Origin of the sequence: Blautia sp. AF17-9LB (genome assembly GCF_003479185.1) — a bacterium.
Taxonomy (GTDB): domain Bacteria; phylum Bacillota; class Clostridia; order Lachnospirales; family Lachnospiraceae; genus Fusicatenibacter; species Fusicatenibacter saccharivorans.
Map to the genome: position 1 here is coordinate 179,234 of NZ_QUGU01000006.1, position 25,084 is coordinate 204,317.

At 47.6% G+C, this 25,084-nt stretch carries 20 protein-coding genes; all 20 read right to left on the bottom strand.

What is annotated here, in order from left to right:
• Positions 1–10: 10 nt before the first annotated feature.
• The 20 genes from DWX00_RS08560 to DWX00_RS08655 all read right to left on the bottom strand — a co-directional run bounded on the left by DWX00_RS08560 (position 11) and on the right by DWX00_RS08655 (position 25,068).
• Positions 11–793, bottom strand: coding sequence for a transglutaminase domain-containing protein (locus DWX00_RS08560; RefSeq protein WP_118595040.1), 783 nt, complete (start codon positions 791–793; stop codon positions 11–13).
• The gene (locus DWX00_RS08565) at positions 765–2,333 is read right to left on the bottom strand and encodes a BCCT family transporter (RefSeq protein WP_055266487.1); all 1,569 of its coding nucleotides are present in this window, start codon (positions 2,331–2,333) and stop codon (positions 765–767) included. The genes DWX00_RS08560 and DWX00_RS08565 overlap by 29 nt, the downstream gene beginning before the upstream one ends.
• Entirely contained in the window at positions 2,323–3,054 is a 732-nt protein-coding gene (locus DWX00_RS08570; RefSeq protein ID WP_118595041.1) for an NTP transferase domain-containing protein, read from the bottom strand. The genes DWX00_RS08565 and DWX00_RS08570 overlap by 11 nt, the downstream gene beginning before the upstream one ends.
• The gene (locus DWX00_RS08575) at positions 3,042–4,820 is read right to left on the bottom strand and encodes a phosphotransferase (protein WP_118595042.1); all 1,779 of its coding nucleotides are present in this window, start codon (positions 4,818–4,820) and stop codon (positions 3,042–3,044) included. The genes DWX00_RS08570 and DWX00_RS08575 overlap by 13 nt, the downstream gene beginning before the upstream one ends.
• Positions 4,821–5,229: 409 nt before the next feature.
• The gene (locus DWX00_RS08580; protein WP_117509402.1) at positions 5,230–6,672 is read right to left on the bottom strand and encodes a sugar transferase; all 1,443 of its coding nucleotides are present in this window, start codon (positions 6,670–6,672) and stop codon (positions 5,230–5,232) included.
• A 264-nt stretch (positions 6,673–6,936) separates the two neighbouring features.
• Positions 6,937–7,680: a DNA repair protein RecO gene (gene recO, locus DWX00_RS08585; RefSeq protein WP_118595043.1), complete on the bottom strand. Its 744-nt coding sequence runs from the start codon at positions 7,678–7,680 to the stop codon at positions 6,937–6,939.
• Positions 7,681–7,705: 25 nt separating this feature from the next.
• Complete coding sequence (gene era / locus DWX00_RS08590) at positions 7,706–8,623, bottom strand: GTPase Era (protein ID WP_117509404.1); 918 nt, start codon at positions 8,621–8,623, stop codon at positions 7,706–7,708.
• A 19-nt stretch (positions 8,624–8,642) separates the two neighbouring features.
• Positions 8,643–11,558 carry an insulinase family protein gene (locus DWX00_RS08595; RefSeq protein ID WP_118595044.1) on the bottom strand — a complete coding sequence of 972 codons (2,916 nt, stop codon included), beginning with the start codon at positions 11,556–11,558 and terminating at the stop codon, positions 8,643–8,645.
• Positions 11,559–11,666: 108 nt separating this feature from the next.
• Positions 11,667–12,632 (bottom strand): SseB family protein, encoded by a 966-nt coding sequence (locus DWX00_RS08600; protein ID WP_158554973.1) that lies wholly within the window; start codon positions 12,630–12,632, stop codon positions 11,667–11,669.
• 226 nt (positions 12,633–12,858) lie between these two features.
• Positions 12,859–14,166, bottom strand: coding sequence for a putative ABC transporter permease (locus DWX00_RS08605; protein ID WP_117509406.1), 1,308 nt, complete (start codon positions 14,164–14,166; stop codon positions 12,859–12,861).
• Positions 14,167–14,196: 30 nt separating this feature from the next.
• Positions 14,197–15,174, bottom strand: a complete 978-nt coding sequence (locus DWX00_RS08610; RefSeq protein WP_055227896.1) for a hypothetical protein — start codon at positions 15,172–15,174, stop codon at positions 14,197–14,199.
• A gap of 8 nt (positions 15,175–15,182) precedes the next feature.
• Positions 15,183–15,623 carry a DUF4869 domain-containing protein gene (locus DWX00_RS08615; protein WP_055227895.1) on the bottom strand — a complete coding sequence of 147 codons (441 nt, stop codon included), beginning with the start codon at positions 15,621–15,623 and terminating at the stop codon, positions 15,183–15,185.
• A gap of 238 nt (positions 15,624–15,861) precedes the next feature.
• Complete coding sequence (gene nifJ, locus DWX00_RS08620) at positions 15,862–19,413, bottom strand: pyruvate:ferredoxin (flavodoxin) oxidoreductase (RefSeq protein ID WP_118595046.1); 3,552 nt, start codon at positions 19,411–19,413, stop codon at positions 15,862–15,864.
• Positions 19,414–19,717: 304 nt separating this feature from the next.
• On the bottom strand, positions 19,718–21,532 hold the full coding sequence (locus DWX00_RS08625; RefSeq protein ID WP_055227893.1) for an ABC-F family ATP-binding cassette domain-containing protein: 1,815 nt from the start codon (positions 21,530–21,532) through the stop codon (positions 19,718–19,720).
• Positions 21,529–21,966 carry a GatB/YqeY domain-containing protein gene (locus DWX00_RS08630; RefSeq protein ID WP_022461739.1) on the bottom strand — a complete coding sequence of 146 codons (438 nt, stop codon included), beginning with the start codon at positions 21,964–21,966 and terminating at the stop codon, positions 21,529–21,531. The genes DWX00_RS08625 and DWX00_RS08630 overlap by 4 nt, the downstream gene beginning before the upstream one ends.
• 89 nt (positions 21,967–22,055) lie before the next feature.
• Positions 22,056–23,207, bottom strand: a complete 1,152-nt coding sequence (locus DWX00_RS08635) for a DUF362 domain-containing protein (RefSeq protein WP_022461740.1) — start codon at positions 23,205–23,207, stop codon at positions 22,056–22,058.
• A gap of 95 nt (positions 23,208–23,302) precedes the next feature.
• Positions 23,303–23,659 carry a 50S ribosomal protein L20 gene (rplT, locus tag DWX00_RS08640; protein WP_022461741.1) on the bottom strand — a complete coding sequence of 119 codons (357 nt, stop codon included), beginning with the start codon at positions 23,657–23,659 and terminating at the stop codon, positions 23,303–23,305.
• A 49-nt stretch (positions 23,660–23,708) separates the two neighbouring features.
• On the bottom strand, positions 23,709–23,906 hold the full coding sequence (rpmI, locus tag DWX00_RS08645; protein ID WP_022461742.1) for a 50S ribosomal protein L35: 198 nt from the start codon (positions 23,904–23,906) through the stop codon (positions 23,709–23,711).
• 35 nt (positions 23,907–23,941) lie between these two features.
• Positions 23,942–24,436: a translation initiation factor IF-3 gene (gene infC, locus DWX00_RS08650; RefSeq protein ID WP_022461743.1), complete on the bottom strand. Its 495-nt coding sequence runs from the start codon at positions 24,434–24,436 to the stop codon at positions 23,942–23,944.
• A 308-nt stretch (positions 24,437–24,744) separates the two neighbouring features.
• Positions 24,745–25,068 carry a DUF1540 domain-containing protein gene (locus tag DWX00_RS08655; RefSeq protein ID WP_022461744.1) on the bottom strand — a complete coding sequence of 108 codons (324 nt, stop codon included), beginning with the start codon at positions 25,066–25,068 and terminating at the stop codon, positions 24,745–24,747.
• Positions 25,069–25,084: the final 16 nt, after the last annotated feature.

The window sequence follows — 25,084 nt, forward strand, 5'->3', positions numbered from 1 at the left end:
TTGCTGTTGGTTATTTGCGTGTTTTATGGTAACACAAAATGGTGGGGACTGCAAGAGGAACATCCATTAAAATCCCCCATGGTTGAACGCTTCCATTCAACCATGGGGGATTTTCGATTCCCAAATGATTCAGAATATACATATAGGCCAATGCATACGACTGACACACACCTCTTCCGTCCATCAGTACACCATAACTGGTATAATTCTTATAATTCAGATCATACTCTGCATGCGATACCAGATAATCGTGAATTACAAGCGCCTTCTGCTCATCTGTCATGGAATTGTTCACCAGTTTGTAGATGGATGCCAGTTTCTCATCCACTGCATTAAAAATCTGTTTGGTTTCTTCCGGTGTTCCGAATGTATTGGTAATTCTCAAACCTGTATAGTATGCATCACCATACCAGGCAATGATTCTATTATACGTATCACTCGGAAAATACGGCGAATAGCCATAATAAAAGCTTAAGTCATAGGTATCCCTTCTTATTTTTAAATCTTTAATGGATACCCATTCATTTCCAGCCAGCATCGCTTCTTTCACACGATTCTCCAGAACCGTATACAATTCATACTCCGTTCCGCTGAACTCATCGCCTTCATCGGCCCCGTATGTATCAATCCCGGACTCATCCTGCTGTGGTTCCATGGGTTTAATATCGCCCGTCGGCAATGTAACATCCTCATTTTCGTCCGCAAACGCCTTTTGCGGCATCACAAAAATGGATGCCGCAAGCAGAAACAAAAATGCTGTCAGTTTAACGATTCTCTTTTTTCTCCTCTCCATGCGCTTTTCCTCCCTGCAATTCTTCTAAATACAGTTTTGCATCTTTTAAGAAGCTGACCGCAATCATCACGATCACAATGCCGATCGGAAATGCCGCTACGATACTGACAGACTGCAGACTGTTCATGGAACTCTCTGCAAAAAGAAGTGCAATCGGAAGCAGGATCAGCAGGATACACCACATCAGCTGAATTCCTTTTGCCGGCTCTTCGCCGTCTTCCAGTTTCCGGTAGCTGTAGCACGATGCCGTCAATGCGATCGAGTCGAACGATGTCGCATAAAATGCAACCATCGTAACTAATACAACAACCATAATCAGCGGTGCACACGGCATGGTTTTGATCATCGACACGATCAGATGATATAAATCCCCATTTTCATTATACTGCGAAATGAAATCAATTGCACCTGAAATCTGCTTTCCCATCGAATAATTTCCAAGAATAATAAAGCTGACAAGCGTGGAACCCACACCAAAACCGTATCCGCCGAGAATTGTCTGGCGCACGGTTCTTCCGCGGGAAATGCTGCCAATGAAGAACGGTGCTGCCACACACCATACCATCCAGTATGCCCAGTAATAAATGGTCCAGTTCTGTGGGAAGTTTGTCGTACGCATCGGGTCCGTATACGTCGATAAGCCGATAAAGTTCTGAATCATTTTTCCAAGAGAAGAAAATCCAGTTTCAATAATATACCGCGTCTCTCCCCCAAACAGCAGGACGAAGGCAAGAAGTCCGAAAAACAGATAAATGCACACCTTGGCCAGAATGCTGATTCCTTTGAATCCATGCAGAAGAGAATAGGTATAAACACAGCAGGTGATCAGAAGAATGATAATATTAATCACAGTTCTGCTGACTTCCATATGGAACAGCTCGCCGATGATTTCCGCCATCAGAGGAGTTGCCACACTAAAAGTGGTAGCAGTTCCGGCCAGCAGTGCAAAGACAGCCAGAAGGTCAATCAGACGGCCGCCAATTCCATCTGTCTGTTTTCCCAGAATCGGACGGCACGCCTCGCTGTATTTCTGACGGTTTCGTTTTCTTACATGAAGCATAAAGCCAAACGCAACAGCCAGTACCAGATAGAATCCCCACGGGATAAAGCTCCAGTGAAACAGTGGAAATACGCCTGCCCAGTCCTGAATGCTGCCAAGTTCTGCGATGTGAGGATCTGTTGCGTACAAAATCCACTCAGAGAACGAATAAAACAGAATATCTGCTGCCAGACCACAGGTAAACATCATGCATCCCCATGCAAAAAAGGAATATTTTGGCTTTTCATCCGGCTTTCCAAGCACAATATTTCCGTATTTGGAGCCTGCCAGAAACAGAGACAGAAAGAAAATGCCAAGTCCGATGACCAGGTAATACGTTCCAAAGGTGTCTCCAAACAGAAATCGAATCTGGCCAAGTACCTGATTCGACTGCTCCGGTGCAAAGAAAAATACGATACATAGAGCAACGATCAGCGCCAGAGGCACCAGCGTGATCATCCAGTCGATTTCTTTTTTCTTCTGTTGGTTTTTACTGTTCATTTTCTTCCCTTTCTGCGTAATCCGCATACGATGCATCGAGTGCAACAAGCTCGCTGAAATTGTCTACTTCTATGATATCCTCTGCCTTCATTGGCCGGATGCCAAGCTGATACTCTTTCGGATAACAGAACATTGCCACATCGTCCCAGTAAATCTGACGGTTTTTCTTTACTTCAAACTCCTGCTCCAGATGGCCTTTCAGCCGCTTTCCATCTTCTGCTGTCCATCGGGAAATGCTGTATAGCTGCCATCCGCCCTTTCCGCCGGTTCTGCTACAGCCTGTCACAATGCCGTTTTCCACGGTCTGCAGCCACTCGTCAGTCTCATCATCGGTCCACACGCTGTTGTAACCGGATCGCTCAAACTCCGGTGCCAGAATTTCCGGATGATAGATGATCTGGTCACCATCAAGAATAATCGCATTTTCCAGATGTTCCCGCGCCACATACAGCGATGCGATGTTGTTGCAGGTATCGTACCACGGATTGTCGATCAGTTTCAGTCCCGGGTACTCCTCTTCCAGTGTCTGGAACTGTTCTTTGAGGTAACCGATTACCACGTAAATTTCTGTGATTCCGTTTTTGTGCAGTCCATCGATGACGGTATCAATCATCCGCACACCGTTTACCCGGACCAGCGGTTTTGGTGTTTTTAACGTTACCGGCTTCATCCGGTTTCCGAGGCCTGCCGCCATAATAATGGCGCGCTCTACTTTGTACATATTTCTTTTCCTTCCTCTCCCAGTTCCTGCTGGACTATTTTGTAATAATCTTTTGCATAGCGGTACTGCCGCAGGGAATATTCTCCGAATTCCACGCCTAATTTCCGTTTATATTCGCACCAGTTGCTCCAGAGCAGACCGCAGACCGCGATGTAGCAGTAGATTTTTATGCGTGTTCTGTCGTCACAGTTTCCTTCAAAATAAAGATCAATCAGATGATCCACCTGCTCTTTTTTGTAGAGAGAATAGATACAAAACATTGCGATATCCACATGCGGATCCTGCATTCCGGCGTATTCCCAGTCGATCAGGCGGATCTCCTCTTTTCCGTTTTCTTCCACAAACAGAAAATTGTCCGGCACGGCATCAATGTGAGTGAGCACCCACTCTCCGGCATTTGCTTCGATGTAATCCTTTAACTGAAGCACATGCGCTTTCGTCTTTTCGTAATCTTTATATGCTGACGGAGTTCCTTCCCAGAGGCTTTCATAGTATTCCATCTGTCCGAACAGGTCGAAGGAATGGTCTACTCTTAATTTCTGCCCGTGAAACTCCCGCAGTTTCTTCATGCATTTCTGAAGATCTTCCTCATTTTCTGCATCGCAGACCCGCGCACCTTCGAGATATTCTGTGATTTTGTAGCCGTTCTCCGGGTTAATATAGGCAATCTCATCACAGATCCTGCGGCCGGCGATCGTCTGATATACAGCGGCTTCCTGCCTGCGGTTGATCAACTGATCGGTTCCCTCTCCCGGAATTCGCATAATGTATTTTTTATCTTTACAGGAGAATAAAAAGGATCGGTTTGTCATTCCTTTTTTCAGAACTGTAATGTTTGTTACTTCGTCCTGCTGTGCTCCAAGTGCTTCACAGATCACCTGAATGGCATCCGTCTGCAGCTGGCTGGAATCGCTGTCGATCTCACGCAGCTGCTCATAAGTATTAATTTCTACGGCATCTGCTGCATGTACAACACGGGCGGTCACAATCATTCTGTCTTTCCGGTATAAGGTTTCCTCCCAGAACGCTCCGTCGTATCGGGAATCTCTTCCCAGTTCTTCCAGACGCTCCCGCACGATCTCCGCTTCTGTTTCCAGCAGATAACAGATGCCGATCATCGCGTTTCCGCCTGCCTGTTCTTTCTGTACGACCAGCTCCTGCTTCCGGTTTACGCGGACGGTACTGTCATCATCCACCAGATCGCTGACCATGTACCAGGAATATAATTCGTTTCTGCTGTATGGATTCTTTTCACACCAGATATCACAGGGAATGATGTAGCTGTTTGATAAATGGGCTGCCGCCGTTTTCAGGGAATGCAGATTGTTTTTCGACACATAGTCCGGAGCGACGATCAATTCTACGCCGTATTCATCGATCAGATATTCATACTGCTCTTTCATAAATCCGACAACGACGTAAATCTCTGTAATGCCGACTTCATGAAGCTGACGGATTGTGCGCTCTATCAGCCGCTCTCCCTTGATTTCCAGAAGTCCTTTCGGTGTCTCTGTATTAATCGGAACCATCCGCATACCAAATCCGGCGGCAAGGATAATGGCGTTTTTCGGCGCTTTCTCTTTTGCCTCACGCAGTGTCTTTTCCGTCGGACGGATCTCTTCATCCAGGTAACCTTCTGAAATCAGTTCCTTGATCGAACGATTGACGATTCCAAGCGAATGGCCGGTCTGTGCGGCAAGGATACGCTGATTGATGAAGGGTTCTTTTATCAGGTTGTTCAATATATCTTGTTTTGAGTTGTTCATATACTTCCTTCTTTCATTTTTCATGAACTTTTGTTTTCGATTATACCATAACTTTATGACTTTTTCAATCCCCTGTGTGTTAGGATAGTTGTCAGTGAAAGATAATTACTTTTGTGGTAGTATATATGTGAACTTCCTATAAAATTAACTCTCATAAAATTCCTTTTAAAGTATGCTACAACTGGCTTAAAGCAAGAACATGTCGAAACGAGAGTTAATATTTCAGGAAGTTCACATAAAAAGGTCCAAATAATTAACATTATTTGGACCACCTGTCAAAGGAAGCCTTTTTCCTTTTCGCCGTCATCAGGACTTCTTTGCGCTTCCATTCATAAATTTTTCTTAAAATTTACCTTTATTTTACCACACTACTCCCAAAACTACAATATATCTCCATTTTTCATTTTTTTTACATAGAACCTTTCTGGCCTAATACAATCAGTACAGTTTTAAACAAAATCTTAATATCCAGCATAAAGGACCATTCTGAAATGTACTTCGTATCCAGTTTTACAACCTCTTCAAAATCTGTAATCTCGCTTCGTCCGCTTACCTGCCACATACCAGTCAGTCCCGGCTTGATTGCCAGTCTTGCTCTGTGATGGAGCTCATATTTCTCCCACTCATCCACTGTCGGCGGACGGGTTCCTACAAGGCTCATGTCGCCTTTTAACACATTGAAGAACTGCGGGAATTCATCCAGCGAGGTTTTGCGGATAAAGTTTCCGATTCCTTTGCCTGGTCCTTTTTCGCTTCCGATGACACGCGGGTCATTCTCCATTTTGAACATCAGACCATCGCTGACGCGGTTCTGTTTCATCAGTTCTTTTTTCCGCTCTTCCGCATCCATGTACATGCTACGGAACTTGTAAATTTTGAATTTTCTTCCGTTCTTTCCGACACGGTACTGTGAGAAGAAGATCGGGCCCGGAGACTTGATATAAATCGCAGGGGCAACGAACAGGAAGATGATTCCGGTCAGAATACATCCGGCAAGACCGCCGCAGATGTCCATGATTCGTTTCAGCACAAGCTGTCCTGCGCTTGCCATATTGATGCAGGTGGTGACCACGGTATAGTTGCCCATGCGCTCTACAGTCTGATTTTTTCCCTGCATTTCGTTCACGTCCGCAATTTTTACGTGGATCGTAATGCCCATCTCGGCGAATGCGTCGAATACTTTCTGCGGGATTTCTCTGCCTTCCGGCAGAACGATCAGCACTTCGTCGAACCACTCACGGCAGACATACTCAGCTGCATCTGCAAGGTTCGATACCACCGGTACGCCGTGGATTTTGTGTCCGGTTCTGTCCTGGTCTACGAGAACAACGCCAGTCGGACGAACGCCGATGTAATCGAAATCCAGCATGCTCTTTACAACGGACTGTGACTGTTTTTCGGTCGTGATGATCAGAAGCGAACGGCCGCTGTGTTCCCCGCTGCTGCGTTTCTTTACCACAGCCTTCCATCCGATGCGCATCAGATAGGAAAGCATTCCGTACAGAGCACCGGTCAGCATAATGGTTGCTCTGGAGAACTGATCTCCCTCCTGAATCAGGAACAGGTAGAATACACCAAGAACGATGATGTATACCATATTTTTTACAGTCATTCCGATTTCCACGAGGTATCCGCGCTTCATGACGTTTTTGAAGGAATCGTCAAAAAACATGATCATCAGCTGGATCAGAGCGAATACGATAGCCTCATTTCGGTAAATTGGGCTTCCATATGGCTTAAAACTGTGATGTCTTAAGAAATAACCCATGACGAAAGCCAGCTGAAGACAGATAATATCAAGAACCATAAAATCCAGATGCTTCAGCCATCCTGTGGATGATTTTTTGTACATACCTTTCTCCCCTGTCGTATTTTTTTCGCCGTACTCGTAACATTCTCTTGTTTCGCATAGTTTTTCTAGCTTTTATATTACCATTTTCACTAAAACCTTCTCATTTTTTCTGGTACTATGCATTTGCAATATCTTCTGTGACGAATACAGAACCATTTTTTTCTTTATTCCAAATATTCTATCCCATTTCTACTTATTTGTAAAGGTGTGGACACACTTTTGGACATAATTATTTCACATTTTTGCAAATTATTACATTTTATATTATTTCATCACATCCAGAATCTGTAATGTTTTCATCTTCTTTTCGACATAGCGATGGAGATATGCACGCAGCAATCGTTCCAGTTCGTCCAGGATCTCTTCATTTACGGTAAAACCATACAGCTTCGCGAGCGGTGCCGCAATGATATAGCGGCATGCCAGCACGGTGCCCGGCTGCAGCGGCCATGGATCTCTGATGGTTTTTCCACAGTTTGGGCAGTAGATGGCGCTGTCGCGCAGGGAGAAAACGGTCAGATTCTCTTTCGTGCCGCACTCCATGCAGGAGAACATCTGCGGTGCTTCTCCGCTGATTGTGATCGTCCGCAGTTCGAAGATGCACCGGATCAGGCGGAGGTCCTGTTTTCCGCGGCGGATGGCGTTCATCGTCACGTACAGAAGGTTCAGCATCTGGGTTTCATCGTTTCCTTCCTGGCCGAAATATTCGGCCAGTTCCAGAAAATAAAAGCCGTAATAAACGCCGGGCTGCATCTGCGCCAGGTCGAGGAAGTATTCTTTAATGTTTGCGCCGGAGAGGGTGTAGCTGTCACGGCCCTCGTAAACCTGAAACTCGCCGAAGACGAACGGATTGGAGACGGCCATCAGCGGGCTTTTCATGCGGCGGGCGCCGCGCGCGAAGGCGGTGATTTTGCCGAGCTCCCGGGTCAGGATCACGACGCGCTTGTCATACTCTCCGACCGGGGAGGCGGATAATACCATTCCGCTTACATTGATTGGTTCTCGCATGTTTCTTCCTTATTATAATGCAATATTATAAATCGAGTTTCTTTTTATCATATCCGAAGTTCTTCACGAGGAAATCGCTGTCGCGCCAGTCTTTTTTGACTTTGACCCAGAGCTTCAGGTTGACTTTCTGCTCCAGCATCTGCTCCAGCTCATACCGCGCGTTGCTTCCGATCTTCTTGAGCATCGCGCCCTGTTTTCCGATGATGATGCCCTTGTGGGAATCGCGCTCGCAGATGATGGTCGCATCAATATCAACGATTTTTCCGTTCGGGCGGTCTTTCATCTGGTCAATCACAACGGCGATGCCGTGCGGGATCTCTTCGTTTAAGGCGTACAGTGCTTTCTCGCGGATGATCTCAGCCACGATCTGGCGCATCGGCTGATCGGTGATGGTGTCCTCATCGTAGAACTGCGGGCCGTACGGCAGATATTTGAAGATGCTCGGAATGATGTCATCGGTGTTCTGATGGCGGAGTGCCGAGCACGGAATGATCTCGGCAAACTGGAACAGCTTGCGGTACGTATCGATGAATTCCAGGATTTTGTCTTTCTCCACGGTATCGGTCTTGTTGATAATGAGGAGGACCGGCGCATTGACTTTCTCCAGGATCTCTGCGATATGGCGCTCTCCTGCTCCGATGAAGTTGCTCGGCTCTACCAGCCAGAGAATCACATCGACTTCTTTTAACGTTTTCTCGGCTACATCGACCATGTACTCGCCGAGCTTATTTTTCGCCTTGTGGATACCCGGTGTGTCGAGGAACACGATCTGTCCCTCGTCACACGTATAAACGGTCTGGATGCGGTTGCGGGTGGTCTGCGGTTTCTTGGATGTAATCGCAATCTTCTGTCCGATCAGGTGGTTCATCAGCGTGGATTTTCCCACGTTCGGACGGCCGATCAGGGCTACAAAGCCGGATTTATAATTTGCATTGTTTTCCATTGCTGTCTCTTCTCCTCATTTATAAGTTCTCTACGTTCTTAAACAGTTCTTTCTCTTTCTGAATGGCTGCTTCGCTTCCGACAACGCAGATGTTGTTCTGTTTTAAGGCTGCATCTACAAGGTCTGCCAGTGCATGAATGTCATCCAGGGTTGCATCGAGGATCTGATCTCTCTCCTGCTGGAAGTCTGCTTCGGTGATGCCGTTGAACCATGCGCTCTCGGAGGTCTGGCCTTTTGCGGACGGGTTCATCGGGACGTCGAGTTCGCTGATCGTTCCGATGATGTATTTGGTCATCTGGCGCTCGTCTGCTTCGAAATTGCGCACGTAATCGCCGATACCGCGGTATACTTCAAGGGTTCTTCCGACGTTCGGGTCACGGTAGGAAGAAATGCACGCGTTTCCGCCTCTTCCGAAAGCTCCGCCGCAGCCGTAAGCGCCGCCTTTGACACGGATGTTGATCCACAGATAGTCATAGCTCAGCATGACACGCAGGATGCGCAGGGCTCCTGTGTAGTCGTAGCCTTCGCGCTCGAAGTTTCCACAGAGTGCCACGTACTGTACCTGGCCGGAGGTCTGGAAGGCTTCGTTTTTCTGTTCAAAGTCATACACAATGCTGCCCGGCTCCACTTCGTCGGTGTACAGATTCTCTTTGAATGCTGCGATTTTTTCTTCCAGCGGTGCGTAGCCTGTCTCGTCTGCGGTATAGGAGACGGTCAGATTCTCTTTGCGGAAGATGTATTTCATCAGGATCTGCAGATTTTTAATCAGTTCTGCTTTTTTCTCATCGAAGTTCTCGTCCAGATCTTTTAAGAGCTGGCAGAAGCCGATGCCTGCGATGCGGTCCTGGAAATTGCTCATCGGGGAGTAATAGGAAGCTGCACGCATCACAGCCGTTGCATTTCCGGCGGAAGACAGGCGGTTCTGCAGGCCGGATTTCATGCTGGAGATGATCTCGTGAAGACGTTTCTCGTCATCCAGGCGGGAGGTATTCAGGATTTCCTCGATCATTTTCATGACGAAATCCAGTTTGTCGTACAGGAATTTCGCGCGGATGCCGAACATTCTGCGGCAGTCGTCATCATTTTCCGGAATGCGGAATACCTGCAGTCCGCAGTTGATGCCGCCGGTCTGTGCATTGATCTCGTTGAACAGTTCGCCGTAGGTGTAGTGTTCGGTGTCCACATAGCCGAGAACGGATTTTAATACGCCCATGTACGGGATCAGATCGTTCGGCACATTTTTCGTATCAAACAGCAAGCTTAAGTAACCGATGCCGTTCGTGAATACGTTGTGATGAAGAACCGTCGTTCCATCGACTTCATGCTCGTCATTGTAAAGTTTGACAGACTCACGTTTGATATCGCTTCGTTTCAGGAGCGGAATCGTCTCGAGTGCTTCCTCGCTCTCCTCTTCTTCCTGATATGCTGCCAGCTCTTTGGTGTCAGCAATGATTTTCTCGATCTCTTCTTTTGACAGGCTCTCTTTGTATTTCTGCAGTTTTTCTGCGGTCTTTGCATCATTTTCTGCGGCAAGACCGGTCTTTGGAATGAGGGTCACGATGGAGGCATGGGTGTTGTCCAGCAGATACGTCTGGATCAGGTCTTCGAAATAGCCTTCTTTTGCCAGTTTTTTCAGCTCATCGTAGATCGCAAGCTGCTGCAGGTAGGCGAACGGTTTGTTCTCGTCGTACAGCCAGCTGTCGAAGACGTCAATGCCGTACATCAGGCCCTTCGGGAAACTGGAGAAGTCCGCCTCACGGAAACGGAATTCGAAATAGTTGATGCCTGCCTCGATGGCTTTCTGATCCATGCCGTTTTTCACGATATCCTCGAGGGTGCCGCGGATGATGGACAGGAATTTTTCTTTCTCATTTTCATCGGCGTTCTTGGCTACGATGGAGAAGAATGGCTGCAGGATGCCGTCCTCGTAGGAGCCGTAAACATCTTTTCCGATGTGTGCGTCAAGGAGTGCCTGTTTGACCGGGGCTCCCGGTGTGTCAAGGAGTGCATACTCCAGAACAGAAAATGCCACGTTTAATTTTACATCCAGACCGCTGCCGATGACCATGTTGTAGGACAGGTACGCATTGTTTTCAAGCGGATCGCCATCGAGTACCGGGTACTCGTGTACAATATCGAGGGTCTCTGCAAATGGTTTCTGATACGGAATTTCGGATTTTACTTCTTTTGCATCAAAATGGGACAGGTATTTTTCATCCATCCATGCCAGTTTTTCTTCCATATCCATGTTTCCGTACAGGTAGATATAGCTGTTGGACGGATGGTAATAGGTCTGATGGAAATTCAGGAAGTTTTCGTAGGTCAGGTTCGGGATGCAGGACGGATCTCCGCCGGATTCTACGCCGTACGGAGTGTCCGGGAACAGGGTGTTGAAGGTTTCACGCTCCAGGACATCGTCTGCGGAGGAGAAGGCTCCTTTCATCTCGTTGTATACAACACCGTTGTAGGTCAGCGGGCCGTCTTCACTTTCCAGATGATAGCTCCAGCCTTCCTGACGGAAGATTTCGTCGTGTTTGTAAATGTTTGGGTAGAATACGGCGTCCATGTAGACATGCATCAGGTTCTGGAAGTCGGCATCGTTGGTGCTGGCTACCGGGTACATGGTTTTATCCGGGTAGGTCATAGCATTTAAGAACGTGTTCAGGGATCCTTTGACGAGTTCTACGAAGGGATCCTTTAACGGGAATTCGCGGGAGCCGCAGAGGACGCTGTGCTCGAGGATGTGGGCTACGCCGGTGCTGTCGGCCGGCGGGGTACGGAACGCGATGTTGAAGACTTTGTTGTCATCTTCGTTTTCGAGAAGGAGCACGCGGGCACCGCTCTTGTTGTGGCGGAGGAGGTAGCCGTGTGCATGGATATCGTCAATCTGCTGTTCCTGCAGCAGGGTATAGGCTTTGCAATGTTCTGCGTTCATGTTAAAAGTGTCCTTTCTTGTTGTTTTTCTCGGTTATTTCCGGTTTTATGCAGTCAAAAACGGACCGCAGTGCCCGTTTACTGGGATTTTCTGCGGCCCTGTCGGTTTTTATTCTTCGTGGTCTGTTTCTGCGTCGGTAGTTTCCGCCTCATCCACATGATCTTTTACTTCGTCATTTGCAGCATTGTTCTGCGCATTTCTCTGCGCCTGAGCTGCGGCAGCCTGTGCCATCATCGCCTCGAGATTCGGGCGGACGCTCTGCGCCTGGGCTCCCATGATTCGCTGGAGCTGTTCTCTGGTCAACAGAAGGTTGAAGCCGGACGGGTTGATGACGAAGCCTTTGGCCTGTTTCATCAGGTACGGCAGAAGGTGCTGGAACGGGATGGCTGCCAGCCGGAGTTTTGCCTGCGGATCCGGACGGAATTTCTGGAATTCACCGATATCGGAGAACAATGGCTGGAAGATTTCTTCGTTCTGGTTTTTGATGTACGGGATGCGCACATCCGGTCCCGGGTTGGCCGGATCGAATTCGCCCTGTACCTGGGAGATGTCGATGGCAAGGATGAATTTGCTTCGCATCAGGTTGACAAGCATTTCTTCTTCGAGTTCACGCAGGTGCTGCATGCGCTCGGCATCGTCTCTTCTCTGGTTTGGTTTGCGGAGCTCCTGCAGGAAATAGACTACAGTGAGCTGTACGCCAGGGTTGAGGACTGGAAGATGCTGTTTGTTCATTTTTTCCATGTCCGGTTTCGGGAAGATCTGCTCCAGCTCGATGCGGCGGGTCTGATCGCCTTCGTGGAAGATGACCATGTTGACACCTTCTGCGTAGAGGCCCATATAGAAGTTCGGCATCTGCTTGCGCAGTACTTTTACGGTAAGCAGCGGGGTATTCTTCTCTACATAGGATTTTGCAAATTCTTTAGCTGCTTCTTCTTCGGTAAACATATATACCTGATCGTCAAAGGTTTCCGGATCGCACTCTACGTATGGGAGTTTCGTGATCTGGGAAAATGTGACATAGATGATTTCCATGCTTTGAAATTTCTTCATTGTGAAGCTGTTGTCTACTGTCATTTGTGGTTGAGTCCTTTCTTCGCTCTTAGAGGATATGGTATCCCCAAAATATCTATGTGACATTATATCATACTTTTGGTGGGTTGCCAAAGGTTTTCTTTTGGGGTGACGGACCGCGCAGACCAAAGCTGTCGAAACGGGGCCTGACTTTGCATGACGGCGGGAGAGGGCTTTTTGTAGTCTGTAATTGGGGCGTGCAGACTACGGAAATGTTTTTTAACACATTCTAGTTAATCGCTTTGGCATTGGGGTAGATTTTTTCCATTCGGGCGTCCGGGAAATGGGCATCTATGGTCTGCTCGATGGCATTAGCTGCGGGCTTTTGGTGGGCGCGTTCGTCGTATCGGGCGAGAGCAAGGGTAGATACGAGCATGTTGGCCACCATGAACACGATCAGGATCCAAGTGATGATTTCTCCGAATTTCATCGGGATTTTTTCAATCCAGCGCGAAATGACAGGATAGAATTTTTTGAGCCAGACGACGGCGGCTATTCCCCAGAAGAAACAGTACAGGAGGTTGATACGGCCTCCGAGGTTGAAGGGAATGTCGCTGTAGTCCCAGAAGACTTTTCCGAATACGATTTCGGTGAACACACTGCAGATGTATTCGTAGGCTCCGCCGAGGAAGGTACCAAAGGCAAACAGGAATCCATCGGAGCGGTCGCGGTAGTTGTAGAGGAACCAGGTAGCGAGGGCGATGGCCAGGCCCCAGACGATGCTGAACGGGCCCCAGACAAGGCTGCTGCGGCTCATCCAGACACCGGCGGTGATGCGGCAGAATATGGTTTCTGTAATATCGCCCAAAAATGCGCCGATGATGAAGAGAAGAACGATTTTGTAAAAGCTGCATCCTTCGGCAAATACGCCGGTTTCTGTTTTCTCTTTTTTCTCCGGAACTGGCTGTACGGCCGGATAGGCACGTTCCACACGACGCTCCAGATAGCGGTAAACACGGACAGAAAGGCGTCTGGTGAAGGCGTCGATCTGATCGTTCATAGCGCTGATCCGCGGCATTTTTTTCGTGATGTGGTGCAGAACAGCATAGGAACCGACGGCATCTACTATCAATATACCAAAGAGAATCCAGGATGTGATATGCAGGAAACCGGCCGGAATTGAATGAAGAACTGTAAAGCAGAGGCGATTGCCGATTTTCATGGCAAGCAGTCCTAAAATTCCCCATAGTACAGAATACTGAAGGCAGATATAGCCGTCCATGTTCCATTTTTTATTGGAATAGTCCCACCATTTGCCATGGCCAATGCGTTCCAGTGCGTGACCGGCCAGCCACTCGACTGCGGTAGCGATAATCATACAGCCAAGGAACAAAAAGACGGGGCTTGACTGCAGTTCATACAGATAACGTGTCATAAAGACAGCTGTGATTCCATAGATGGCGCAGAGCGGACCATTTAAGAATCCTCTGTTTACCATATGTTTTTTCCGGATCGCGGCCACAGAAGTTTCCAGAAGCCATCCAAGGAAGGCGTAAAAGAAAAACAGGCCGAGATAGTCATAAATTGTATAGTTCATGTTCTTCTCTCTATTCTTTCATTATTTTTGCTATTTTAAGGATTTTATTTTCCACTGAATCCCTTGTATACTCTCCAGTATTTTGTTTTTATTTTTATCCTGCAAATAAGATGGATTTAATTTTGCTTTTTTATACTGCAAATATGTTCCTTCTGTTTTCTGAATCAGCAATTTTGTAAAATATTGTTCCCAGCTAAAAAACTCTGTGCTGTCGATATAATCTTCTGGATTTTCCAGAATTTTACGAACCTCTTTGTCCTGTAAAAGATCTGAATTTAAAATCAGCCATTCAAAAGACTCCGGTAAATATAAATGTACGTTCTGTTTTTCCTCTATTTTATTGCTGAGAAGATTCATTTCTGCTCCAATTGCAGCACCGTCCGCAATAATACAGGTTTCTTCTGTTCCTGCCTTGCCGATCATTTCCGGTATTTTTGTTTTTCCACCAGCGCTTTCACATGTAATATTCCTTTCTGCACATACATTTTCAAAAAATTGATACCCAGAATTGGAATCTTCCGTAATTATTTTTTGTACTCTAACAGGAAGCCGTGCTGTTTTGGGATAGATCTGATACATTTTCTGATATATTTTTCTGGTATCTCTGTATTTTCCGGAAACATGCAATCCATAAATCTCTTCTACACTATACGGCAAATTATATAAGTTTTCTCTCGTAATCAATACAAAATAGTTTTCTGAACCCCGTATGGCAGAAGCAAATTCTTCTGTTTTTATAAAATAATTCTCCTCGTCTATGAAAAAGATGCTTTCCCGGCTGTTTTCCAAAATAATTTTCCAATTAACACCTTCCAGCACTCTGCACGGTACTTCACAGGAAACGTTGATTCCGCTGGACTCCCCTAAATTTTCTGCCTGCCGGATCATATTTACCAGTGTTGTTTTTCCTGATGCACTATCCCCCTGGATGATTGTAATATTACGCTTTATCACAAATTCATAATGAACTCTGTTATTTTGAATAATAACTCTTTTCTTTCCCTTCATACATCCACCTATACATAAGCCTCGGCAACATCTACAAATTCGGACATATTCCGCACAATAGTCCCTGTATTTAAAATCAGGATTTCAAAAGGATCTTTGCCAAACCGCATCACATGACGCAGATTAATCGTCAGATCCTTTTGCTCTCCTAATTTTAAAATCCATTTTGCACAATTATCTCCACATACGGAGGCATTAAAGATCTTTCCGTCTGTATCGTATGCCATCAGCAGCAACGTTTTGATTCCTCCGGATAAATCTTTCGGTGGAATCGGACCAAGCACCGGGCTGTCAATCAGATGCGCACTGATTACCTCCGAGCGATCCACATCGCGGATCATTTCTTTTGCCAGTGGCGTGGTCAGCCATTCATCTTCATAACAATTATCAAAATAGGTTGGCGGATGATAGATTGCACCTTTCATTTCTCCAAGATATATTTTCAACATAATAAAATTCCTCTCGCTAACGCTCATTATATCGTGATACGCACATTATACCATATCTCAAAGCCTTCTTGCGCAAAAATGTATCGTTTGTCAACATTTTCCGGGATAAAAATGTTGACAAACGATACAAAACTATTGCCAAATGTCGCTAATTCATTTTTTCTCCCAAAAAGAAAGAAGCCATACTCTCTCAAGTATGACTTCTCTCCTTTTTCAAATTCTTTTTAAGGAAAAAGAATTACTCTTCTTCTGCGCCGTACAGTTTTACGAGTTTGTTCAGGTAAGTGTAACGGTCTTTTGCTTCCTGCTCGTTCTTGCCGAACAGTCTTTCTGCTTTCGCCGGGTTTGCACGTTTCAGAGAGTTGTAACGTACCTCGCCGTTCAGGAATTCCTGATAATCTCCTGACGGAGCCTTGGAATCCAGTGTGAATGCGCTCTTGCCTTCTGCAGCGAGTGCCGGGTTGAAGCGGAAGCAATGCCAGTATCCGGTCTGAACAGCGAGCTGCTCCTCGGTCTGTGCTTTGCTCATACCTTTCTTGATACCATGGTTGATACACGGAGCGTAAGCGATAATGAGGGACGGTCCCGGATATGCCTCTGCCTCTGCGATTGCTTTGACTGCCTGATTGTAATCAGCGCCCATAGCGATCTGTGCTACGTATACATAGCCATAGCTCATTGCGATGCTTGCCATATCTTTCTTCTTGGTTTCTTTACCGCCTGCTGCGAACTGTGCAACTGCACCGGTCGGAGTAGCTTTGGAGGACTGTCCGCCTGTGTTGGAGTAAACCTCGGTATCGAATACCATTACGTTGATATCTTTTCCGCTGGCAAGTACGTGGTCTACGCCGCCGAATCCGATATCGTAAGCCCATCCGTCACCACCGAAGATCCACTGGGATTTCTTAGCGAGGAAGTCTTTGTTCTTCACGATTTCTCTGCAGGTATCGCAGTCAGCATCTTTGATTGCTTCTACGAGTTTATCGGTTGCGGTTCCGTTGGTTGCGCCGCAGTCAAAGGTATCCAGATACTCTTTGCATGCTGCTTTTACTTCTTCCGGAGCTTTCTCAGAGTTCATAACAGCTTCAACTTTGGCTTTCAGGCCGCCGCGGATTGCTTTCTGAGCAAGAAGCATACCATAACCGAACTCTGCGTTGTCCTCGAACAGGGAGTTGGACCATGCCGGGCCCTGTCCTTTCTCGTTTACGGTGTAAGGAGTGGACGGTGAGGAGTTGCCCCAGATAGAAGAGCATCCTGTTGCGTTTGCGATGTACATTCTGTCACCAAACAGCTGGGTGATCAGTTTTGCGTAAGGAGTCTCGCCGCAGCCTGCGCATGCGCCGGAGAACTCAAGCAGCGGTTTCTTGAACTGGCTGCCCTTTACGGTATTTTCTTTGAATTTTGCTACAACGTCTGTCTTCTCTGGAAGAGCTGCTGCATAATCGAAGTATTTCTGCTCTGCTTCGTGTGCTGCAAGGCTTTCCATAGCCAGTGCTTTCACACCCTTCTTGCCCGGGCATACGTTTGCACAGGAACCACATCCGGTACAGTCAAGCTGGGAAATAGCCATTGTGAAGGTGTAGTCCGGCATACCGGTCATCGGCATGGTCTGGATGCCTTCCGGAGCTGCTGCTGCTTCTTCTGCGGTCATGGCAACCGGACGGATAACAGCGTGCGGGCAGACGAAGGAACATCTGTTACACTGGATACAGTTTTCCGGATTCCATACAGGTACGTTTACGGCGATACCACGTTTCTCGTATGCGGATGTGCCGGACGGAGTTGTTCCGTCTACGTAGTCTGCAAATGCGGATACAGGCAGGTTGTTTCCTTCCTGGGAAGTTACTTTTGCCTGGATGGTATTTACGAATTTAACAGCGTCAGCGCGGCCGCTCTCTGCATGAGTTGTGGTCAGACCTTCGTCTGCTGCATTTTTCCAGCTTTCCGGAACTGCAACTTCTTTGATCTGTTTTGCACCCTCATCGATTGCTGCCCAGTTCTTTGCTACGACATCATCACCTTTACGGCCATAGGTAGCTTTTGCTGCTGCTTTCATGAGTTCGATGGCTTTTTCTTCCGGAATGATCTTCGCAAGCTTGAAGAATGCAGACTGAAGAATGGTGTTGATACGGGTCGGTCCCATGCCGGTCTCGATACCGATCTTAACGCCGTCGATCACATAGAATTTGATGTTATGGTTTGCGATGAATGCTTTTACCTGACCTGGCAGATGCTCTTCCAGTCCTGCTTCATCCCATGGACAGTTCAGAAGGAAGGTTCCTCCGTCTACCAGCTCCTCTACCATGTGATATTTGTTCACATAGGAAGGATTATGACATGCAACAAAGTTTGCTTTGTGGATCAGGTAGGTGGATTTGATCGGTTTCTTTCCGAAACGCAGGTGAGACATCGTTACACCGCCGGACTTCTTGGAGTCATAATCGAAGTAAGCCTGAGCGTACATGTCTGTGTTGTCACCGATGATCTTGATGGAGTTCTTGTTTGCACCTACGGTACCGTCTGCGCCAAGTCCCCAGAATTTGCAGTTGATGGTTCCTTCCGGAGTTGTTACCAGAGGAGCGCCAACCGGCAGAGACAGATTGGTAACATCGTCTACGATACCAATGGTAAATCTCTGTTTCTCTGTATTTTCATATACAGCAACGATCTGAGCCGGTGTGGTGTCCTTGGAACCAAGTCCGTAACGACCTGTGAAGACCGGTGTGCTCTCGAATCTGCTGCCTTTTAATGCTGCTACTACGTCCAGGTACAGAGGCTCGCCAAGAGATCCCGGCTCTTTTGTTCTGTCCAGAACGGAAATCTGTTTTACAGTCTCCGGAATTGCATTGATGAGTGCTTCTGCGGAGAACGGACGGTACAGACGTACCTTTACAACGCCGACTTTCTTGCCTGCTGCTACGAGGTAATCGATGGTCTCCTCGATGGTATCGCAGACAGAACCCATAGCGATGATTACGTGCTCAGCGTCTGCTGCTCCATAATAGTTGAACAGTTTGTAATCGGTTCCGATTTTCTCGTTTACTTTGTCCATGTACTCCTGTACGATTGCCGGAAGAGCATCGTAGTACGGGTTACATGCTTCTCTTGCCTGGAAGAAGATATCCGGGTTCTGTGCGGATCCTCTCTGGCACGGATGGTTCGGGTTCAGGGCATGTTTACGGAATGCATCTACTGCATCCATATCTACCATGTCTTTCAGATCTTCGTAATCCCATGTCTCGATTTTCTGAATCTCGTGGGAGGTACGGAATCCGTCGAAGAAGTTGATAAATGGAACTTTGCCTTTCAGTGCTGCACAGTGTGCAACCGGTGTCAGGTCCATAACCTCCTGTACGCTGGATTCGCAGAGCATTGCGACTCCGGTCTGACGACAGGCGTAAACGTCTGAATGATCTCCGAAGATGGAAAGTGCGTGGCTTGCAAGGGCACGAGCGGATACGTTGAATACGCCCGGGAGCTGCTCGCCGGCAATTTTATAAAGGTTCGGGATCATCAGAAGAAGTCCCTGGGATGCGGTGTAGGTTGTGGTAAGAGCTCCGGCTGCCAGTGATCCGTGTACTGCACCTGCTGCTCCTGCCTCAGACTGCATCTCAGTTACCTGAACTTCCTGTCCGAAAATGTTCTTTCTTCCCTGGGTTGCCCACTCATCGGTATGCTCCGCCATAACGGATGAAGGGGTAATTGGGTAAATAGCTGCTACGTCGGTATACGCATAAGACGCATGTGCTGCAGCCTGGTTACCATCCATGGTTTTCATCTTTCTAGCCATTTGATTTTATCCTCCTTAAAAAATGATGACCAAAAATTACTTTGGCTTTTCTCAGGTTGGTGTTCTGCCGGGTTTCGGTTGCCTCCGCGCTTCGAAAAACCCGGATAAGGGCATGGCAATGCCACTATGTCCAGTATTTGAATTATAACACCGATTGGGCATTCTGTCCAGATTTTCTGTGGGTGTTCAGGGAAAAATACAAGTTTTTTACAACTTCTGGTAATTCCGCGTCGAATTTCTTGATAAAAAAAGAAGGAACGACCCGCATATTTTTTCTCTTCTGCGGACAGTTCCTTTGCTTCTTTTATTTCTGATTCTGCGCCTCAATCTGTTCTGCGAGGTCGGTTAGATAAACCCATCTCTCGGTTTTTTCTTCCAGAGCAGCTTCGGTCTTCTCTTTTTCCACCATCAGTTCGGCGAGCTTTGCAGAGTTGGTGGCGTTTTTGAGCATCTGATCGTCAAGCGATGCAATCTTTTCCTCGAGTACAGCGATATCGTCATCGATGGTCTCGTACTCGCGCTGTTCTTTGAACGTAAATTTCAGGCGGGTCGGACGGTTCTGCTTCCAGTCATTGTTCTTTGACTTTGCAGGTTCGTCCGCGGACGTTTTGGACGGCGCTGCTTTTGCCGTTTCTTCCGCACTTCCGCCGAAACGGCGTTCTTTTGCTTCGAGGTAATCGGTGTAGCCGCCCTCGTACTGCAGAAGATTTCCGTTTCCGTCGAATTCGAAGATGCGGTCCACGACGTTATCCAGGAAATAGCGGTCGTGGGAAACGGTGATGACGATGCCGACGAACGTGTTCAGGAAATCCTCAAGCACGGTCAGGGTCGGGATATCAACGTTGTTGGACGGCTCGTCGAGGATCAGAACATTGGCGCCGCTCACTAAGACGGATAAGAGATACAGTCTCCGTTTTTCGCCTCCGGAGAGTTTGGAAATCGGGGTGTACTGCATATCCGGTGTGAACAGGAAGCGTTCGAGCATCTGCGATGCGCTGATGCGGCCGTCACGGGTCTGGACATACTCAGCGATATCTTTCACGTAGTCGATCACGCGCTGATTCGTATCCATGTCCGGCTCTTCCTGTGCCAGATAGCCGATGCGGATCGTGTCGCCGATTTCGATGGTTCCCGCATCCGGCAGGACTTCTCCGGTGATCATCCGCAGCATTGTGGATTTTCCGCAGCCGTTCGGGCCAATGATGCCGACACTCTGGTTCCGCAGGAAGATGTATTCGAAATCTTTCATCAGCGTTTTATCGCCGAAGGCTTTGCTGACGTTATGGAATTCAATCGTTTTCTTTCCCATGCGGGTCTCGACAGCATCCATCTCCACGACAGCGTCTGCGGTCGGTGCCGTGCCATTTTTGAGTACTTCGAGACGTTCGAGTCTTGCGCGCTGTTTTGTGCTTCTTGCGCGGCAGCCGCGTTTCGCCCATTCGAGTTCCATGCGCAGGATGCTCTGGCGTTTCCGTTCAGAGGCGAGTTCCATCTCCTCGCGCTCAGCTTTCAGTTCCAGAAAACGGGAATAGTTGGAATCGTAGCTGTACATTTTTCCGTGGCTGATTTCGAGGATGCGGTTCGACACTTTATCCAGGAAATAACGGTCATGGGTGACCATAAAGACGGTTCCGCGGTAATTTTTCAGGTAATCCTCGAGCCAGGAGAGCATCGCATTGTCGAGATGGTTTGTCGGCTCGTCGAGGATCAGGACGTCAAAATCGGACGCAAGCACTTTTGCCAGGGCAACCTTGCGGCGCTGGCCGCCCGAGAGGGTGTCGATTTTTGCGTCGTATTCGGTGATACCGAGCTGTACAAGGTTGCTCTGCACCTGCCAGTCCTCCTCATCGCCGGAAAGGGCGTAGGACAGCACGGTGGCATCCTTTGGAAATTCCGGTGTCTGCGGAAGATAGGCCATTTTGAGGTTGTTCTGGCGGATAATCTGGCCGGAATCCGGGGTCTCATCTCCTGCTACTATGCGCAGCAGCGTGGATTTTCCGGTTCCGTTGATTCCGACGATGCCGACCTTGTCGCCCTCCTGCAGGCCGAAGGAAGCATCGTCAAAAATCAGTTTATCGCCGAACAGTTTGCTGATGTGTTCGATGTTGATGATATTCATTTGCACAGTTCTGCAACGGTCTGGTTGATGACTTTTCCGTCTGCTTTACCTTTCATATCTGCCATAACGGCCTTCATGATGGCACCTTTGCTCTTGGTTGCCAGAACGTCTGCGAATTTCTCCTTGATGTAGGCTTTGACTTCGTCTGCACTCATCTGTTTCGGTGCATACTCGCTGATGACGTCATAGCGGAACTGATACTCTGCTTTTAAGTCCTCACGGGATGCCGGGCAGGTATCGATCTGCTCTTTTACGGTCTTCAGCTCTTTTAAGATGACGCGGTCTACCAGCTCCGGTTTGATGTCATCGCGGCAGCCCTCGTCGATGGCTACTTTCTTTGCTGCGGAGATCAGGGAAGAGATGGCCTCTTTTCTCGCTTTGTCTTTGGCTTTCATTGCTGCTATCATATCACTTCTTAAAGTTTCTAATTCCATGGTGTTGTTCCTCCTGTACTAAATTTTGTCCGGTTTCAAGTATAACACTTCTCTTTTTGCTTTTCCAGTCACTTTGTAGGATAGCTCCCTTATTTTTCCCACGGCAGACGGTGTTTCTTTACCTGGATTGCCTGATGCGGGCACATTTCCTGACAGCAGAAACAGCGGATGCACTTTTTATAATCGTAGACCGGCGGATTTCTGCGGCCGTTATCAAAGCGGACGGCTTTCCCTTCCACCGGGCAGCTCTCGACGCAGACGCCGCATTTTTTACATTTTTCTTCTATGATATAGGGGCGGCTCTGGAAGACCCCGAGGATCTCGAGCAGGTCGAGGGCTCCTTTTTTGCGGGCTTTGCGGCGGTCGACGTTGAAGTTTGGATTTCCGTACTTTCTTTTCAGTTCTTTCTCGGATATGGTGCCATCCGCTGTCACGATTTCGATGCGGTCGTCGTGCCACGTTCCAAGGCCGAGCGTTTCCCCGTAGAGATTTGTCGGCACATACGACGGATCGAGGTTCACCAGATGGCAGAACACGGTATCCAGTGCAATCGGATCGGTGGACATAAGAAGAACTCCCATCGAAACCGGGTCGCCGGAAGTCGGACCATTGCCTTCCATTGCTACGATGCCGTCGCAGATATAGAGGCGCGGGGCGACTTTCTGGTTCAGCTCGATCAGCATGTGCGCGAAGCTCTCAGCGTTCGGATACTGCGTGTGGCCGAGTTTTTTGTAGACGCCGCTGATGCAGCCGTACTGGTTCTTGACAGCTCCGGTGATGCGTTCCAGCGCGTGGGTTTTCATTTTGCTGACGCTGATGAGGGCGTCGCAGTCGAGTGCATCTTTCGCAATCATCAGAAATTTACCATCGGCGGTTTCTACGCGCTCGCTCGTAAGGAAATCTTTCAGCGGAACGTTGTGTTTTTCCAGCACCTCTTTCAGCCCGGCTTCCTTTGCAATGCCCTCCGGGGTGCCAAGGCCGCAGGAATCGCCGCAGGAAATATTCTCATAGCCATTTTCCTGCAAAATCGTGATCAGGGCATCCATAACTTCCGGGTCGGTCACGACGGCGCGTTCTCGTTTTGCGGAGCGGACGAGGTTTGGTTTTAATAAGATATTCTCTTCTTTTCCGATCAGAGATTCCAGGCCGCCAATTGCTTCCAATCCCTTTTGCAGGCTTTCCTTTACGTGCGCCGGCTCATAGTCGGGACAGGCAACCACTGCCACTTTGCTTTTTTTCATATTCACCTCATGTTTTTCTATATTTCAAAAGAAGCTGCGATCCCCTTACCGGTTCTCACAGCTTCTTCGTATATTCACACAGAATATGTTTTTACTTATGCTACTTTGCTTTTTGCAAGCTCAGCCAGTGTTGCAAATCCTTCTGCATCGTTAACTGCCATGTCAGCCAGAACTTTACGGTTCAGCTCAACGCCTGCCAGTTTCAGACCATACATAAATTTGCTGTAGGACAGACCGTTCATTCTTGCTGCTGCGTTGATACGAGCGATCCACAGCTGACGGAACTGACGTTTTTTCTGTTTTCTTCCTGCGTAGGAGCTGGTCAGTGCGCGCATTACGGACTGTTTTGCTACTCTATACTGTTTGCTTCTGGCTCCTCTGTAACCTTTAGCCAGTTTTAATACTCTGTTATGTTTTTTCTTAGCGTTCATGCCGCCTTTAATTCTTGCCATTTCTTATTTTCCTCCTTGATCTGTTGGGCGTAACTCTACCTTGCAAAAATTACATGTAAGGTAAGATTTTCTTCATGTTCTTTACGTTTGTTGCATCAACAGTAGTCTGTTTTCTCAGGTTTCTTTTTCTCTTCTGAGATTTCTTGGTTAAGATATGGCTCTTGTAAGCTTTATTTCTTACTAATTTTCCTGTTCCTGTTGTTTTAAAACGCTTTGCAGCTGCTCTGCTTGTTTTTACCTTTGGCATTTTAATTTCCTCCTTGATATTGATTCAAATGTATTTTAACGTTTAGCCGTCAAAAACATGGTCATGCTTCTGCCTTCCACCTTCGGCGCTTTGTCAACCGTTGCAATATCGGACAGACTCTCTGCAAATTCATCGAGGATGTATTTGCTACTGTTCATATGTGCCATCTCACGGCCGCGGAAACGAAGTGTTACTTTTACTTTGTCTCCCTTTGTAATGAACTTGCGGGCTGCACCTACTTTGGTATTAAGATCATTGGTGTCAATGTTTGGAGAAAGGCGAACTTCCTTGATTTCAATTGTTTTCTGTTTTTTCTTTGCTTCTTTTTCCTTGCGGGCCAGTTCATATCTGTACTTTCCGTAGTCGATAATTTTGCAAACCGGCGGTTTCGCTGTCGGAGCAATTTTCACAAGATCCAGACCTGCTTCCTGTGCTTTCAGGTACGCATCTCTGGCAGACATAATTCCAAGCTGTTCTCCGTTCTGACCGATCAGACGAATTTCTCTGTCTCTGATCTGCTCATTAATCATTAATTCGCTAATTGTAGTGCACCTCCATCATTATAAAAGACTGTGTTCCCGCTTTTGCGGTGTAACGAAATCAAACTCGGCTCACCGGACCGGATTTGACTGATAACGCAAGAAAAGTGGATAGACAGACTATCCACTTAACATTGTACATAAATCTCTACACAAAGAGAACTTAAGATCAATATTGGACCGTAGTCGCGTGTTTGCGCTAGGGTGAGAGTGGATACTCTACTTTCTTTTTCTCAGACTATTGCAGTATAGCACTCTCCCATCCTGTTGTCAATACTGATTTTCGCATTTTTTCGTATTTATCTCCCGCAGCCACAGCGGAAGGAGCTGCACTCGGTTTCCTGGCAGCTGCATGCGCTGTCTCCGGCGATATGGATGTCTCCGGCTTCGCATTTACAGTTGTCGTTAAAGGTACAGTTCTGCGCCTTGCAGTCGACACCGATTTTCGTACAGCCGCAGCCGGTAGAGTTGAACATCGTGCCCTCACCGCGCTCCTTGAAGCTCTCGCAGCACGTTTCCATGGAGCTTTTGGCTTCGCTTCCGCCTACGCGGATATCTCCTTTGGAACAGAGCTCGTTCTGGTTGTAAACACAGGTCATAGCGGAACAACTTAATGCTGGCATAATAAATTACCTCCTG

Excerpts from the sequence above, each read along its gene's own strand:
- DWX00_RS08560 (WP_118595040.1), bottom strand. The coding sequence starts at position 793 with ATGGAGAGGAGAAAAAAGAGAATCGTTAAACTGACAGCATTTTTGTTT.
- DWX00_RS08565 (WP_055266487.1), bottom strand. The coding sequence starts at position 2,333 with ATGAACAGTAAAAACCAACAGAAGAAAAAAGAAATCGACTGGATGATC.
- DWX00_RS08570 (WP_118595041.1), bottom strand. The coding sequence starts at position 3,054 with ATGTACAAAGTAGAGCGCGCCATTATTATGGCGGCAGGCCTCGGAAAC.
- DWX00_RS08575 (WP_118595042.1), bottom strand. The coding sequence starts at position 4,820 with ATGAACAACTCAAAACAAGATATATTGAACAACCTGATAAAAGAACCC.
- DWX00_RS08580 (WP_117509402.1), bottom strand. The coding sequence starts at position 6,672 with ATGTACAAAAAATCATCCACAGGATGGCTGAAGCATCTGGATTTTATG.
- recO (WP_118595043.1), bottom strand. The coding sequence starts at position 7,680 with ATGCGAGAACCAATCAATGTAAGCGGAATGGTATTATCCGCCTCCCCG.
- era (WP_117509404.1), bottom strand. The coding sequence starts at position 8,623 with ATGGAAAACAATGCAAATTATAAATCCGGCTTTGTAGCCCTGATCGGC.
- DWX00_RS08595 (WP_118595044.1), bottom strand. The coding sequence starts at position 11,558 with ATGAACGCAGAACATTGCAAAGCCTATACCCTGCTGCAGGAACAGCAG.
- DWX00_RS08600 (WP_158554973.1), bottom strand. The coding sequence starts at position 12,632 with ATGACAGTAGACAACAGCTTCACAATGAAGAAATTTCAAAGCATGGAA.
- DWX00_RS08605 (WP_117509406.1), bottom strand. The coding sequence starts at position 14,166 with ATGAACTATACAATTTATGACTATCTCGGCCTGTTTTTCTTTTACGCC.
- DWX00_RS08610 (WP_055227896.1), bottom strand. The coding sequence starts at position 15,174 with ATGAAGGGAAAGAAAAGAGTTATTATTCAAAATAACAGAGTTCATTAT.
- DWX00_RS08615 (WP_055227895.1), bottom strand. The coding sequence starts at position 15,623 with ATGTTGAAAATATATCTTGGAGAAATGAAAGGTGCAATCTATCATCCG.
- nifJ (WP_118595046.1), bottom strand. The coding sequence starts at position 19,413 with ATGGCTAGAAAGATGAAAACCATGGATGGTAACCAGGCTGCAGCACAT.
- DWX00_RS08625 (WP_055227893.1), bottom strand. The coding sequence starts at position 21,532 with ATGAATATCATCAACATCGAACACATCAGCAAACTGTTCGGCGATAAA.
- DWX00_RS08630 (WP_022461739.1), bottom strand. The coding sequence starts at position 21,966 with ATGGAATTAGAAACTTTAAGAAGTGATATGATAGCAGCAATGAAAGCC.
- DWX00_RS08635 (WP_022461740.1), bottom strand. The coding sequence starts at position 23,207 with ATGAAAAAAAGCAAAGTGGCAGTGGTTGCCTGTCCCGACTATGAGCCG.
- rplT (WP_022461741.1), bottom strand. The coding sequence starts at position 23,659 with ATGGCAAGAATTAAAGGCGGCATGAACGCTAAGAAAAAACATAACAGA.
- rpmI (WP_022461742.1), bottom strand. The coding sequence starts at position 23,906 with ATGCCAAAGGTAAAAACAAGCAGAGCAGCTGCAAAGCGTTTTAAAACA.
- infC (WP_022461743.1), bottom strand. The coding sequence starts at position 24,436 with ATGATTAATGAGCAGATCAGAGACAGAGAAATTCGTCTGATCGGTCAG.
- DWX00_RS08655 (WP_022461744.1), bottom strand. The coding sequence starts at position 25,068 with ATGCCAGCATTAAGTTGTTCCGCTATGACCTGTGTTTACAACCAGAAC.